At 72.9% G+C, this 12031-nt stretch carries 14 protein-coding genes; 8 read left to right on the forward strand and 6 right to left on the reverse strand.

Features of this window, described 5'->3' with window-relative positions; all coding sequences use genetic code 11:
* Window position 1 precedes the first annotated feature (1 nt).
* The gene (locus AB0C87_RS11150; protein WP_360577239.1) at window positions 2-1048 is read left to right on the forward strand and encodes an LCP family protein; all 1047 of its coding nucleotides are present in this window, start codon (window positions 2-4) and stop codon (window positions 1046-1048) included.
* Between the two features lie 72 nt (window positions 1049-1120).
* A complete protein-coding gene (locus AB0C87_RS11155) occupies window positions 1121-1540 on the forward strand; it encodes a CBS domain-containing protein (RefSeq protein WP_345181569.1) in 420 nt (139 codons plus the stop codon).
* A gap of 9 nt (window positions 1541-1549) precedes the next feature.
* Here AB0C87_RS11155 and AB0C87_RS11160 read toward each other — a convergent pair whose 3' ends face one another.
* Window positions 1550-2704, reverse strand: coding sequence for an aminotransferase class V-fold PLP-dependent enzyme (locus AB0C87_RS11160; RefSeq protein ID WP_353835301.1), 1155 nt, complete (start codon window positions 2702-2704; stop codon window positions 1550-1552).
* A 125-nt stretch (window positions 2705-2829) separates the two neighbouring features.
* Between AB0C87_RS11160 and AB0C87_RS11165 the strand changes: the two genes are divergently transcribed.
* Window positions 2830-4710 carry an ABC transporter ATP-binding protein gene (locus AB0C87_RS11165; RefSeq protein ID WP_345181565.1) on the forward strand — a complete coding sequence of 627 codons (1881 nt, stop codon included), beginning with the start codon at window positions 2830-2832 and terminating at the stop codon, window positions 4708-4710.
* A 229-nt stretch (window positions 4711-4939) separates the two neighbouring features.
* On the opposite strand, the gene AB0C87_RS11170 is transcribed toward AB0C87_RS11165, so the two are convergent.
* From AB0C87_RS11170 to AB0C87_RS11180, 3 genes are all read right to left on the reverse strand, one after another.
* A complete protein-coding gene (locus AB0C87_RS11170) occupies window positions 4940-5374 on the reverse strand; it encodes an SRPBCC domain-containing protein (protein WP_353835299.1) in 435 nt (144 codons plus the stop codon).
* 500 nt (window positions 5375-5874) lie between these two features.
* On the reverse strand, window positions 5875-6186 hold the full coding sequence (locus AB0C87_RS11175) for a metalloregulator ArsR/SmtB family transcription factor (protein WP_360577240.1): 312 nt from the start codon (window positions 6184-6186) through the stop codon (window positions 5875-5877).
* Window positions 6183-6542 carry a VOC family protein gene (locus AB0C87_RS11180; RefSeq protein WP_353835297.1) on the reverse strand — a complete coding sequence of 120 codons (360 nt, stop codon included), beginning with the start codon at window positions 6540-6542 and terminating at the stop codon, window positions 6183-6185. The genes AB0C87_RS11175 and AB0C87_RS11180 overlap by 4 nt, the downstream gene beginning before the upstream one ends.
* Before the next feature lie 102 nt (window positions 6543-6644).
* Here AB0C87_RS11180 and AB0C87_RS11185 point away from each other — a divergent pair, with 102 nt between their 5' ends.
* Window positions 6645-7565: an NADP-dependent oxidoreductase gene (locus AB0C87_RS11185; protein ID WP_345181555.1), complete on the forward strand. Its 921-nt coding sequence runs from the start codon at window positions 6645-6647 to the stop codon at window positions 7563-7565.
* A 21-nt stretch (window positions 7566-7586) separates the two neighbouring features.
* Here AB0C87_RS11185 and AB0C87_RS11190 read toward each other — a convergent pair whose 3' ends face one another.
* On the reverse strand, window positions 7587-8411 hold the full coding sequence (locus AB0C87_RS11190) for a hypothetical protein (protein WP_345181553.1): 825 nt from the start codon (window positions 8409-8411) through the stop codon (window positions 7587-7589).
* Between the two features lie 110 nt (window positions 8412-8521).
* Here AB0C87_RS11190 and AB0C87_RS11195 point away from each other — a divergent pair, with 110 nt between their 5' ends.
* From AB0C87_RS11195 to AB0C87_RS11210, 4 genes are all read left to right on the forward strand, one after another.
* Window positions 8522-8767, forward strand: coding sequence for a hypothetical protein (locus AB0C87_RS11195; RefSeq protein WP_353835296.1), 246 nt, complete (start codon window positions 8522-8524; stop codon window positions 8765-8767).
* Window positions 8764-9222, forward strand: coding sequence for an SRPBCC family protein (locus AB0C87_RS11200; RefSeq protein ID WP_353835295.1), 459 nt, complete (start codon window positions 8764-8766; stop codon window positions 9220-9222). Before AB0C87_RS11195 ends, AB0C87_RS11200 begins: the two co-directional genes overlap by 4 nt.
* Window positions 9223-9345: 123 nt before the next feature.
* On the forward strand, window positions 9346-9954 hold the full coding sequence (locus tag AB0C87_RS11205) for an RNA polymerase sigma factor (RefSeq protein ID WP_345181547.1): 609 nt from the start codon (window positions 9346-9348) through the stop codon (window positions 9952-9954).
* Entirely contained in the window at window positions 9951-11006 is a 1056-nt protein-coding gene (locus AB0C87_RS11210) for a CU044_5270 family protein (RefSeq protein WP_345181545.1), read from the forward strand. The genes AB0C87_RS11205 and AB0C87_RS11210 overlap by 4 nt, the downstream gene beginning before the upstream one ends.
* A 151-nt stretch (window positions 11007-11157) precedes the next feature.
* Here AB0C87_RS11210 and AB0C87_RS11215 read toward each other — a convergent pair whose 3' ends face one another.
* Window positions 11158-11907, reverse strand: a complete 750-nt coding sequence (locus tag AB0C87_RS11215) for an SDR family oxidoreductase (protein WP_360577241.1) — start codon at window positions 11905-11907, stop codon at window positions 11158-11160.
* Window positions 11908-12031: the final 124 nt, after the last annotated feature.

The raw sequence follows: 12031 nt of genomic DNA on the forward strand, positions 1-12031 counted from the left end.
CATGGACGATCTCGACCTGATCCGCGGCCTCGGCCGCGACCTGGAGCACGAGCCGCCGCCGTCCCTCGCCCGCCAGCGCGGCCGGCTGCTGGACGAGGCGCGGCACGGGCGCCGCGGCAGGGGGCGCTGGACGGGCATGGCGGGAGTGACGGGCATGGCAGGGGTGACGGGCATGGTGCGGTGGACGCTGCTCGGCGTGGTCGCGGCGGTGACGGCCGCGGCGATCCTCGTCCCGGCGGTCCTCCTGCACGGGCGGGACGCGCGGCCGGCGGCGACCGGCTCGACCGCGCCCGCCGCGGGAACGGCGCTGAACGTGCTGGTCATCGGGCTGGACGCCCGCTACGGCGGCGCGTCGCGCTCGGACACCCTGATGCTCGTGCACGTCCCCGCCGACCGGAAGAGGCCGCGGGTGGTGAGCATCCCGCGGGACGTGCTCGTGCCGATGCCCGCCTGCGGCCGGGCCAGAGGGCGGCAGGCGCTGGTCAACACGGCGTTCCCGAGGGGCGGCGCCGCCTGCACGCGCAGGACGGTGGAGTCGCTGACCGGCGTCCGGATCGACCAGACCATAGTGATCGACTTCGGTGGCTTCACGCGGATGGTGGACGCCCTCGGCGGGGTGGAGGTGACGCTGCCGACGGCGGTCGACGACGCCAAGTCGGGGCTGAGCCTTCCCCCGGGCCGGCACCGGCTGAGAGGGAAGCAGGCGCTCGCCTACGTCCGGACCAGGCACGGCCTCGGGGACGGCTCGGACCTCGACCGCGTCCGGCGCCAGCAGCAGTTCCTCGCCTCGGCGGCGCGGCAGGCCGGGGTGGTCATGGCGAAGGACCCGATCCGGTTCGCGCGCTTCCTCGCCGTCGCGGCCCGTTCGATCGACAGCACGCCGCGGCTGGACGCCGGGGCGCTGCGCGCGCTCGCGCGCGGGTACGACGGGAGCGGCGGCGTCGCCGCGGCCACGATCCCCGTCCGTCCCGCCCCCTCGGACCCGAACCGGCTCGTGCTGGACGAGGCCGCCGCCCGGAGGGTGCTCGCGCCCTTCCTGACGCGATGAGTGACGCCCGGTCTGAGGGGTAGGGGCCGCATCGTTCCCGGCTACGACCCACGAGCAAGGAGTGAGTGAGCGATGGCCACGAAAGTCCGCGACATCATGACCGGCTCGCCTACGTCGGTGTCGCCGGAGCTCGACATCGTCACCGTGGCGCGCGCGATGCGCGACGAGGAGATCGGTGCGGTCCTGGTGGCGGAGGGCGACGACCTGAAGGGCGTCGTCACCGACCGCGACCTGGTGGTGCGCGGGCTCGCCGCAGGCGGCGACCCCGCCCAGGCCAAGATCGGCCAGATCGCCAGCAAGGTGACCGCGACGGTGGGGCCCGACGACTCCCTCGACAAGGCCGCGCAGATCATGCGCGAGCGGTCCGTCCGGCGGCTCCCCGTCATCGAGGACGGCCGTCCGGTGGGCATCGTGTCCATCGGCGACCTGGCGATCGAGAAGGACTCGGCCTCGGCGCTCGCCGACATCAGTGCGGCGCGCTCCAACGGCTGACATGCCCGCCTACAGCACGGACAGGAGCAGCTCCAGTTCCTCGTCGGTGTTGTAGTAGTGCACGGAGGCCCGCACGGCCGACGGACGGGCGTGCGGGTCGTATCCGTGCGAGAGCGGGTCGGTCACGTTGACGTTGACGCCCCGCTCCCTGGCCGCCGCCTTGACGGCGGCCGGCTCGCGTCCGTCCACGGTGAACGTGACGATGCCGGACGGCCGCGCGCCCCGGTCCAGGACGGTGATCCCGGGCCGTTCGGCGAGTTCCTCCCTGAGCCGGGCGGCGAGGCCAAGGACGCGGTCCTCGATCCACTCCATCCCGAGGCCGGCCGCGTAGTCGGCGGCGACGCCCAGCCCGATCTGCCCGGCGACGTGCCGTTCCCACGTCTCGAACCGCTGGGCGTCGTCGCGCAGCTCGAACCCGTCCGGCGCCTTCCAGTCGGCGGCCTGGAGGTCGAGGAACGGCGGGACGAGCGTCCGCAGGATGTCGCGCCGGACGTAGAGGAAGCCCGTGCCGCGCGGGCCGCGCAGGAACTTGCGCCCCGTCGCCGACAGGATGTCGCAGCCGATCTCCTCGACGTCCACGGCGAGATGCCCCACCGACTGGCACGCGTCCAGGAGGAACAGGACGCCGTGCGCGCGGCACAGCCGCCCGACCTCGGCGGCCGGGTTGATGAGCCCGTTGTGGGTGGGAATGTGGTTCAGCGACACCAGCCGGACGTCGCCCTTGGCGAGTTCGGCCTCCAGCGCGTCCAGCGAGAGGGTGCCGTCGGCCTCGTCCGGGACGACCTCCACGCGGGCGCCCTTGGCCGCCGCCACCTGCTGGTAGGCGATCGCGTTGCTGGAGTACTCGCTCGTCGTCGTCAGGATGCGGTCGCCCTCGGCGAAGGGGATCGCGTAGAACGCCATGTCCCATGCCCGGGTGGCGTTCTCCACGAAGGCGATCTCGTCGGGGCGGGCGCCCAGCAGCCGGGCGACGGCGTCGTAGAAGTGCGCGATGGCCGCCTCGTTGCGTTCGGCGGCCTCGTATCCGCCGATCAGCGACTCCAGTTCGAAGTGCCCGGCGACGGCGTCGATGACGGGACGGGGCGGCAGCGCGGCCCCGGCGTTGTTGAGATGGGCCACCTTCGCGCAGCCGGGAGTGTCGGACCGGAGTTCGTCGATGTCCACAGGCAGCCTTCCCCTCGCGGAATTGTCGTACCCCCGCGGGACCCTGGGATCCTGCGGCGGCTTGACCTCAACCTTTCTTGAGGTCGCATGCTTGCTGTTCCAGGCTAACGATCACAGGGGTCTCCATGGACATGGAAGTCACGGCGTGGATGTCGCTGCACCACGCCATGAACGCGAGGGACAGCAGGCCGTTCTCCCGGGCGACGCTGGGCCGCATCGCCCGCTTCGCCCGCCCCCACCGGGGCATACTCACGGCCTTCCTCCTGCTCAGCGTGGTGATGGCGGTCATCGCCGTCGCGACGCCCGTCCTCGCCGGATGGGTCGTCAACGCGATCGTCGACCATGACTCCACGTCCACGGTCGTGTGGCTCGCCATCGTGATCGCGGTTCTGGCGCTGGCCGAGGGCTCCCTCGGGCTCCTCAACCGGTGGCTCTCCGCGCGCATCGGCGAGGGGCTGATCCTCGACCTGCGCACGTCCGTGTTCGACCACGTGCAGCGCATGCCGGTCGCGTTCTTCACCCGGACCCGCACCGGCGCCCTGGTCAGCCGGCTCAACAACGACGTGATCGGCGCCCAGCGCGCGTTCAGCGACACCCTCTCCGGAGTGGTCAGCAACCTCGTGACGGTGCTCCTCACCTTCGCCGTGATGGTGCGGATCTCCTGGCAGATCACTCTGCTGGCGCTGGTCCTGCTGCCCGTGTTCGTCCTCCCGGCCCGCCGGATGGGCTCCCGCCTGGCGAAGCTCGAACGCGAGGCCGCGGCGCACGACGCCGCGATGAGCACCCAGATGACCGAGCGGTTCTCCGCCCCCGGCGCGACGCTGGTGAAGCTGTTCGGGCGCCCGGCCCGAGAGTCGGCCGAGTTCGCCGCCCGGGCCCGCCGCGTCCGCGACATCGGCGTCCGCACCGCGATGGTGCAGCACGTCTTCATCACGGCGCTGACCATGGTCTCGGCGCTCGCCCTCGCGCTCGTCTACGGCGTCGGCGGGTTCCTGTCCCTGCGCGGCCACCTCGACGCCGGCGCCGTCGTCGCCCTCGCCCTGCTGCTCACCCGCCTCTACGCGCCGCTGACCGCCCTGGCCAGCTCCCGCGTCGAGGTGATGAGCGCGCTCGTCAGCTTCGAGCGGGTCTTCGAGGTGCTCGACCTCAAGCCGCTCGTCGCCGAGAAGCCCGAGCCCGGCGACGTGCCCGAGGGCCCGGTGGCCGTCGAGTTCGACCACGTCACCTTCGCCTACCCGTCGGCCGACAAGGTCTCCCTCGCCTCCCTCGAAGAGGTCGCCACCCTCGACACCCGGGGCGGCGTCGACGTCCTGCACGACATGTCGTTCCGCGCCGAGCCCGGCCAGATGGTCGCCCTGGTCGGCTCGTCCGGCGCGGGCAAGTCGACGATCGCGCAACTGCTGCCGCGCCTCTACGACGTCGACTCCGGCGCCGTCCGGCTCGGCGGCGTCGACGTCCGCGACCTGTCGTTCCAGGCCATCCGCGACACGCTCGGCATGGTGACGCAGGACGGGCACCTGTTCCACGAGTCGATCCGCGAGAACCTCCTGCTGGCCCGCCCCGAGGCGTCCGAGGAGGAGCTCTGGGACGTCCTGCGCCGCGCCCGGCTCGACGCCCTCATCGAGGGCCTGCCCGACGGCCTCGACACGATCGTCGGCGAGCGGGGCTACCGCCTGTCCGGCGGTGAGCGCCAGCGCCTCACCATCGCGCGGCTCCTGCTCGCCCGCCAGCGCGTCGTGATCCTCGACGAGGCCACCGCGCACCTCGACTCCACCTCCGAGGCCGCGGTCCAGGAGGCCCTCACCGAGGCCCTCGACGGCCGCACCGCCGTGGTCATCGCGCACCGCCTGTCGACGGTCCGCGCCGCCGACCTGATCCTCGTCGTGGAGAGCGGCCGCATCGTCGAGCGCGGCACGCACGAGGAGCTCCTCGCCGCGGACGGCCGCTACGCCGACCTCTACCACACCCAGTTCGCCGACGACCCGCCCCTGGAGCCCGTCGCCTGACCGAATGCCGCAACCGCCCCAGCCCGGAACCCCGCCCCCGCGCCCGCGCCTCCGCCCCCTCCGGGCGGGGGCGCGCTGTCGGTCTCGGCGCGGGCCGGGGCCACCGAACGCCTTCGCTCGTGCGCGCGTCGGCAGCGTCCGGAGGCCCGGCCGTGTCCGACATCCCGTGTGGTCGAGCCGCAGCACGGCCGAGTGGGCCGGTGCGGGGTTCTCGCTCAGGGCGGGTGGGTCAGGGAAGGTCGGTGAGGAGGTCGTGCAGGGAGCGGTGAATGTTGGAGCGCCAGCCGCTGCCCATGCCCCGGAAGGCGTGGGCGTTGACGGGGTCGTCCAGGTCGAAGCCCGCGTGCTCGACGAACAGGCGCGTACCGCGCCCCTCGGGCACAAGCCGCCACGTCACCGTCGTGTCGAGGCCGCCGCCGCGCCAGCTGATGCGCAGCAGTGCCGCGTCCTCGACGTCGAGGACGCGGCACGCGATCGTCCCGTCGAAGCCGACCGCCGGGATCGGCGTGGCGGTGAACGTGAAGCGGTGCCCGACGACGGCCTTGAAGTCGTTCGGCATCAGCCACCGGGCCAGCAGGTCCGGCTCGGTGAGCGCTCGCCACACCTTCGCCGGCGGATGCGGCAGGAACTCGTCCACCTCGATCGAGGCCCGCTCACCACTCATGTTCTCCCTCTCCCATGTCTCATCTGGCGGAAACGGCGACGGTGACGGCGCCCGGCCTCAGGACGTTCCCGACGGTCTCGGTCGGCGCTCGCAAGACGTAGTGCCTGAGGCGCGCCGCGCCCTGAGGGAGGACCCGCGCCGCGCCGTCCGGTACGCGCCCACGTACGCCACCGGGCCGAAGGGGCGGCCCTGTGGCCGGGGAAGCTTGCGGCCTTCGGGGCGCCGCCCCGACGTGGGTATGTGCGGACGGCGGGGCCGTTGCTCTCGGGCGGTGCCGTCACGTTATGACGATGCCCGTCACCGTGCGCGAATCCTAGGGTGCTCTCATGACGAATGGGGATATGCGCTACGGGCAGTGCGGCGCGTGCGGCGCCGGCGAGGTGTTCCAGGGCGAGTACGTGGCACAGAGCGGGCTCCGCAAGACGGGCGGGGGCTCGTTCGGGGGCAGGCACCTCACGCACAGAAGGCCCAGGCTGGTGCTGTGGTTCTCGTCGGCGAGGTCACAGCTCCTCCTCGTCCAGCAGGTCGCGCAGGCCGGAGAGCTTCTCCCGCCAGAACCGCTCGTATGGGGTGAGCCACTGCGAGAGCTCCCGCAGCGGCGCGGGCTCCAGGCTGTAGAGGCGCTGCCGGCCGTCGCGGCGCTCGCTGACCAGTCCGGCGTCGCGCAGCACCTTGAGGTGCTCCGACACGCTCGGGCGGCTCATCGCGAAGTGCGCCGCGAGGTCGTTGACCGGGCGCGGCCCGTCCAGCAGGAGGGCGGTGAGCTCCCGCCGGACGGGGCTGGCCAGGGCCGCGAAGACGTCCGCCGTCACCGCGCGGCCAGCACGATGCCGTTGCCGTCGGGGTCGGTCAGCGTGGCCTGACGGCCCCAGGGGAGGTCCTGCGGGCCTTCGACCCGCACACCCGCGTCGCGCAGGTGCTCGCAGTCCGCGTCGAGGTCGGTCGTCTCCAGCATCAGACCGTGCACGCCGCCGGGCGCTGCGCCGGGCACATGGTTCGCCAGGACGACGTTCGTCTCCGCGCCCTTCGGCGCCATCTGGAGCCAGCGCATCGGGCCCATCGAGCGGTCCACCACCACCTCGAAGCCGAGCTTGGTCGCGTAGAAGTCCCTGGCCGCGTCCTGGTCGGAGACCGGCACGGTCAGCAGCCGCACATGCGTGATGTTCATGCGCCCGAAGATATGTAGGAGTTTGCCTACATGTCAAGCGTAGGAGGATTCCTACGCGACGGCGCCATGTTTGCCGGGCGGGCCGGGTGGCAGGTTGAGGGCATGCGCGCCGTCACCTATGACTCCTATGCCACTGACAACTCCCGCCTGAAGGTCGGGGACGTCCCGGATCCGAAGGTCGGCCCGGGGCAGGTCCTGATCGAGGTCCGCGCGGCGGGGGTCAACCCCGTCGACTGGAAGGTCATGGCCGGCGGCCTGGACGGGATGATGGACACGATGTTCCCCGTCATCCCCGGCTGGGACGTCGCCGGTGTGGTGCGGGGCCGCGGCCCCGACACGCCGGAGTTCGCGGACGGCGACGAGGTCATGTCCTACGCCCGCAAGGACGTGGTCGGCGCCGGGACGTTCGCGCAGTATGTCGCCGTCGCGGCGGACGATGTGGCGCGCAAGCCCGCGTCTCTCGACTGGAACCAGGCCGGTGGGCTGCCGCTCGTCGGGATGACCGCGCAGCGTTCCCTCGACCGGCTGGAGGTCGGTCCGGGCGATGTCCTGCTGATCCACGCGGCGTCCGGCGGGGTGGGGAGCCAGGCCGTCCAGATCGCACGGGACCGCGGCGCCCGCGTCATCGGCACGGCCTCCGAGCGGAACCACGACTTCCTGCGCGGCCTCGGCGCCGAGCCCGTCGTCTACGGGGACGGCCTGGTCGAGCGCGTCCGCGACCTCGCGCCCGACGGGGTGACCGCCGTCGCCGACTTCGTGGGCGGCCAGCTCGACGCCACGCTCGCCGTCCTGGCGGAGGGCGGGCGGCACGTGTCGGTCGCCGACGACACGGTCGAACAGCACGGCGGCCACTGGATCTGGGTCCGCCCCAGCGGCGCGAAGCTGGCGGAGCTCGCGGCCATGGCCGACCACGGCGCGCTCACGGTGGAGGTCGCCGGGACGTACCCGCTGGAGAAGGTGGGCGAGGCCTTCGACGCCAGCCGCGGCGGGCACACGCGCGGCAAGCTCGTCATCACGCCGTAGCCGCGGGACGGCCCCGGGCGGCTAGATCGACTTGCGTGCCAGCCCGGCCTGGCGCGCCTTCTCCCGGCGCTTGTGCGCGGCCTGCCGCCGGGCCGTGTCCTGGGCCGCCCAGACCTCCGGCTGCATGTACATCAGCTCACCGGTGTCCGGGACGAGGATCACCCCGCCGAAGGGGTCGTCTCCGGCGAACCATACTCCGCGCTCGATCCCCCTCGGCCAACGGTCGGAGAACAGCGGCTCCCGGGCCGACATGCGCGGTGAGCCGGCGGCGCCCATGGTCAGGGACCGTACCCCGTTGCCGCGCAGGTTCGACTTCTTCACCGGGGAGCGGAACTCGAAGTCGTAGACCTTCAGTACGCGGTCGCACTTGCGTAGGTAGAGAATCTGGGGGAGCCAGAACCTCGTCCCCAGCAGCAGTGCCATCATGCCCGTGCCGACGAACGGGTAGAGGTAGCGGACGTCCACGGCGAGCGGCACGACGACCATCGGGGCGCCGACCGCCACCAGCACGAGGTAACGCCCGATCAGGACCTTGTAGTGGTGCTTCACCGGGCCCCGGCGGTCGGTGCCGTCCGTGGCGTAGGGGACGGCACGGCGGAACGGCCCTTCGAGCAGCACGTGCAGCGCCATGAGCACCACGCACGCGAGCCCGAGCATCCCGGGGATCCCGAGCCACCAGAAGTCGTCGCTGAAGGCCGGCAGGACGAGCCCGTAGGAGATCGCGTAGCCCGGGACGAGCCAGGCCGCCCACCTCGGCCGGCTCGGCGGGCCGACCGTCGCCCGCCCTTCCGTCGCCTGCCCTTCCAGCGATGGCTCTTCGCCGGGCGCGGCCGAAGGTTCCGGCATGTGCTCCCTCCCTTCCGCCCGCCATGTCCGAAGATCGCGTGGTCGTCCAAGGTAGAGGTGATCCTCCGGGTCTGGCCACCCCGCGCCGGGTGAATTGGTAACTTGGTACCATGGTAAAAGTTGAGCGGGTGCAGACCGGTGTGCGGATCGAGCGCAACGTGCTCAAGGTCCTCAAGGCGCTGGCCGAGTACCTCGACCTGTCCCTGGGCGACCTGGTCGAGGGGATCGCCCTGCACGCCTTCGAGGGAAAGGCCCCCTTCGCGCCGGAGACGCTCGCCAAGATCGAGCAGCTCAAGGACGTCTACGGCCTGACGCTGACCGCGGCGGACGCGCACGCCCTGGACGAGACGCGATGAGCGGCGCCCGGCACCGGCTCACCGGCCGCCTGGCGGTCGCGCTGCCTCCGGACGAGGCGTTCCCCCTGTTCACCGCGCGGGGAGAGCGGCGGTGGGTGCCGCGATGGGCGCCGTCCTTCCCCGCGCCCGTCGCCGACGACGCCGAGCCCGGGACGGTCTTCCAGACCCTCGACCACGGCCGGACCACCACCTGGATCGTCGTGGACGCGACCCCCGGCCGGCGCATCCGCTACGCGCGCGTCACCCCGGGCGTCAGCGCGGGAACGGTCTCCGTCGTCCTGGACCGGGCAGGCGACCACAGCGACGTGACCGTCACCTACGAGCTCACCGCGCTCTCCGGCGACGGAGCCGCCGACCTGCGGCGTTTCGCCGACGGATACCCCGCCTTCCTGGCGGCCTGGCAGGACGCCATCGCCGGGGCCCTGCGCGCCGAAGCCCAAGGCCCGTCCGCCTGACCGGCGACCGACGCCAAGGCGTGCACTCGTCCCGCTCCACAGGCGGAGGGAACCCGTCCGGCGCGACCGGCCGAGTACCGGGTGAAAGCCCACCGAAAGGACCCCTGTGAACGGACGAGTCACATGATGACCGCACCTTCGGGGACGGAGCCGGACGTCCCTCCAGGCCCGCCGACCGACGCCGCGGTCCTGCGGGAGTCGCTCCGGCGACCCGAGCGCTTCGCGGACCTCTTCGACCGGCACGGCGACGAGATCCACCGCTACGTCGCCCGCCGCCTCGGCCCCGACATGGCCGAGGACGTCGTCGCGGAGACGTTCCTGACCGCCTTCCGCAAACGCGGACGGTACGACCCCGGCCGGCCGGACGCGCGCCCGTGGCTCTACGGGATCGCCACGCACGCCCTGCGCGAGCACCGCCGCGCCGAGGCCCGCCGCACCAGGGCGATGGCCCGCGCGGCGCCGGACCGGCCGGAGGAGGCCTTCGACGAGCGCAGCACCGCCAGGGTCGCGGCGGGCCGGCTCCGGCCCGAGCTCGCCGCGGCGCTCACCCGGCTCTCGGCCGCCGACCGCGACCTGCTCCTGCTCATCGCCTGGGCCGACCTGAGCTACGAGGAGGCGGCCCAGGCCCTCGGCGTCCCCCTCGGCACGATCAAGTCCCGCCTGCACCGGATCCGCAAGAAGCTGCACCGCGCGTTCGGCGGCGCCCACCCCCTCCAGGAGAACGCGACATGACCACCGACGAGATCACCCTGTTCCGCGAGGGCCGCCCGGACGTCCCCGAGTACGACCGCCTGGCCAAGGCCCGCCTGCGCGTCCGCCTCAGTGACGGGGCGCCCGCCTCCCCGGCCCGGCCGTGGCGGGCCCGCCGGCGCCTCCTCACGGCCGGAGCCCTCGCCGGGGCGCTGGCGATCGCCGCCGCCACCGCCGTCACCGTCGGCGGCCGGGACGAGCGGGAGCCCGGCGCCCTGGCCCTGCGTCCGGTCGGCGCCCCCCAGGATCTGGCCCACAACGCCGCCCTGGTCGCTGCGACCAAGCCCGTTCCGAAGATCGGTCCGGCGCAGTGGGCCTACCTGAAGACGGTCTACGCCGAGACCCAGGAAGGCGGCGGACGGCCCCTCTTCGGCGCCCCGGACAAGACCCGCACCCAGGAACTGTGGCGCCGGACGGACGGCAGGCGGTTCGCCGTGATCGAGGACGGCAGGCTGCGCGTCGCCAAGGGCTCGAAGTACACCCCGACCTATCCCGAACTGCTCTCGCTGCCCACCGACCCGGGCGCGGTGCTCGCCCGGATCTACAAGACGATCGACGCCGAGTACGCCCGGCGTCTCGCCGAGTGGGGCAAGCCGATCCCGGAGGGGCTGCCGAAGCGGACGCGCGAGAAGCACGCCCTGATGAAGAAGGCGAAGCCGAAGCCGCCGACAGCCGAAGAGCGCGACTCCACGGCGTTCGAGCTCGTCTCCCAGTACATGCGCGACGCCGTCCTCCCCGCGAAGATCGAGGCGGCGCTGTACGGCGCCGCCGCGAGGATCCCCGGCGTGCGCTACGAGCCCGCGGCCGCCGATCTCGGGCATCGCCGGGGGGTGACGCTCTACCGCGTCGAGAACGGCTACCTGCGCAGTGAGATCCTCATCGATCCGAAGACCTACGCCTACCTGGGCTTCCGCGCCATCGCGGTGAAGGACCACCGGGAGCCCGGCCTGCTGCCCCTGAAGCGGGGCCAGATCACGGGCTGGGGCGCCCTGATGGCCTCCTCCTTCGTCCCGAAGCCGGGCGGCCGCGGCTGAGCGGGGAGGACACGCCGAGATGACGCCTCGCCTGCGCCGGTGGGCCCGGATCGTGGCTCCGCCGGAGCGGTGAGGCGTCATCGCCCCCGTCGCGCCGTCCGCCCGTGCGCGGGACGCGGGATCGGCCGGACGGCGCGAGGACGGTCCCGCGTCAGTCGACCAGGGCGCCGGCGGAGATGTTGACCTGCGTGGAGGTCAGGCTGGCGGCGTGGTCGGAGGCCAGGAAGGCGGCGACGCGGCCGACGTCGGCGAGCGTCGCGGCGCGCTTGAGCAGGGTGGCGTCCACCATCTGCTGCTTGACCGGCTCCATGTCCGGGATGTTCGGCATGGACTCGGGGATGCCGCCGGTGCGCATCGACAGGACGCGGACCGAGTGCGGTCCGAGCTCGCAGGCCCACTGGCGGCGTATCGCCTCCACCATGTCGCAGCCGATCTGCACCGTCCCGATGCCGGGCAGCCGGTTGGCGGGGTCGGAGCCGCCGAAGTGCAGGATCACCCCCGAGTTCTGCTTGACCATGTGCCGCGCGGCGGCCCGCGTGGTCACCAGGAACGAGCGGGCGACCTTGTCCATGGCCCGGCCGAAGTCCGCCGCCGGCATGTCGAGCAGGGGCATGAACAGGGCGTCCTGGGAGATGGCGTTGACCGACACGTCGACGCTGCCGGCCGTCTCCACGACCGAGTCGACCCAGCCGTTCACGGCGTCCTCGTCCAGGGCGTCCACGCGCGCCGTCTCGGCGAGGCCGCCCGCGGCCCGGATCTCCTCGGCGACGGCGTCGAGCTTGGCGGGGGTGCGGCCGGCGAGGAACACCCGCGCGCCCTCGGCCGCGAAACCGCGCGCCATGGCGCCGCCGATGGCGCCGCCTCCGCCGTAGACGACCGCGGTCTTGTTCTCCAGAAGCATCGTGGTTCTCCGTTCGTCTGAGGTGCCACGACGCTACGAGCGCGGACGGACGGCCCGCATCGGTCATCGAACGGGTGTTCAACAGCCCAGGTCGGCACGGCTGAACCGGGCCGGGGAGAGGCGC

This window comes from Actinomadura sp. NPDC048021 (genome assembly GCF_040653135.1).
GTDB classification, from domain to species: Bacteria; Actinomycetota; Actinomycetes; order Streptosporangiales; family Streptosporangiaceae; genus Spirillospora; species Spirillospora verrucosospora.

What these genes read in the sequence shown, in the direction of transcription:
- AB0C87_RS11150 (WP_360577239.1), top strand. Translation starts at nt 2, where the DNA reads ATGGACGATCTCGACCTGATCCGCGGCCTCGGCCGCGACCTGGAGCAC.
- AB0C87_RS11155 (WP_345181569.1), top strand. Translation starts at nt 1,121, where the DNA reads ATGGCCACGAAAGTCCGCGACATCATGACCGGCTCGCCTACGTCGGTG.
- AB0C87_RS11165 (WP_345181565.1), top strand. Translation starts at nt 2,830, where the DNA reads ATGGACATGGAAGTCACGGCGTGGATGTCGCTGCACCACGCCATGAAC.
- AB0C87_RS11170 (WP_353835299.1), bottom strand. Translation starts at nt 5,374, where the DNA reads ATGAGTGGTGAGCGGGCCTCGATCGAGGTGGACGAGTTCCTGCCGCAT.
- AB0C87_RS11180 (WP_353835297.1), bottom strand. Translation starts at nt 6,542, where the DNA reads ATGAACATCACGCATGTGCGGCTGCTGACCGTGCCGGTCTCCGACCAG.
- AB0C87_RS11185 (WP_345181555.1), top strand. Translation starts at nt 6,645, where the DNA reads ATGCGCGCCGTCACCTATGACTCCTATGCCACTGACAACTCCCGCCTG.
- AB0C87_RS11190 (WP_345181553.1), bottom strand. Translation starts at nt 8,411, where the DNA reads ATGCCGGAACCTTCGGCCGCGCCCGGCGAAGAGCCATCGCTGGAAGGG.
- AB0C87_RS11195 (WP_353835296.1), top strand. Translation starts at nt 8,522, where the DNA reads ATGGTAAAAGTTGAGCGGGTGCAGACCGGTGTGCGGATCGAGCGCAAC.
- AB0C87_RS11200 (WP_353835295.1), top strand. Translation starts at nt 8,764, where the DNA reads ATGAGCGGCGCCCGGCACCGGCTCACCGGCCGCCTGGCGGTCGCGCTG.
- AB0C87_RS11205 (WP_345181547.1), top strand. Translation starts at nt 9,346, where the DNA reads ATGATGACCGCACCTTCGGGGACGGAGCCGGACGTCCCTCCAGGCCCG.
- AB0C87_RS11210 (WP_345181545.1), top strand. Translation starts at nt 9,951, where the DNA reads ATGACCACCGACGAGATCACCCTGTTCCGCGAGGGCCGCCCGGACGTC.
- AB0C87_RS11215 (WP_360577241.1), bottom strand. Translation starts at nt 11,907, where the DNA reads ATGCTTCTGGAGAACAAGACCGCGGTCGTCTACGGCGGAGGCGGCGCC.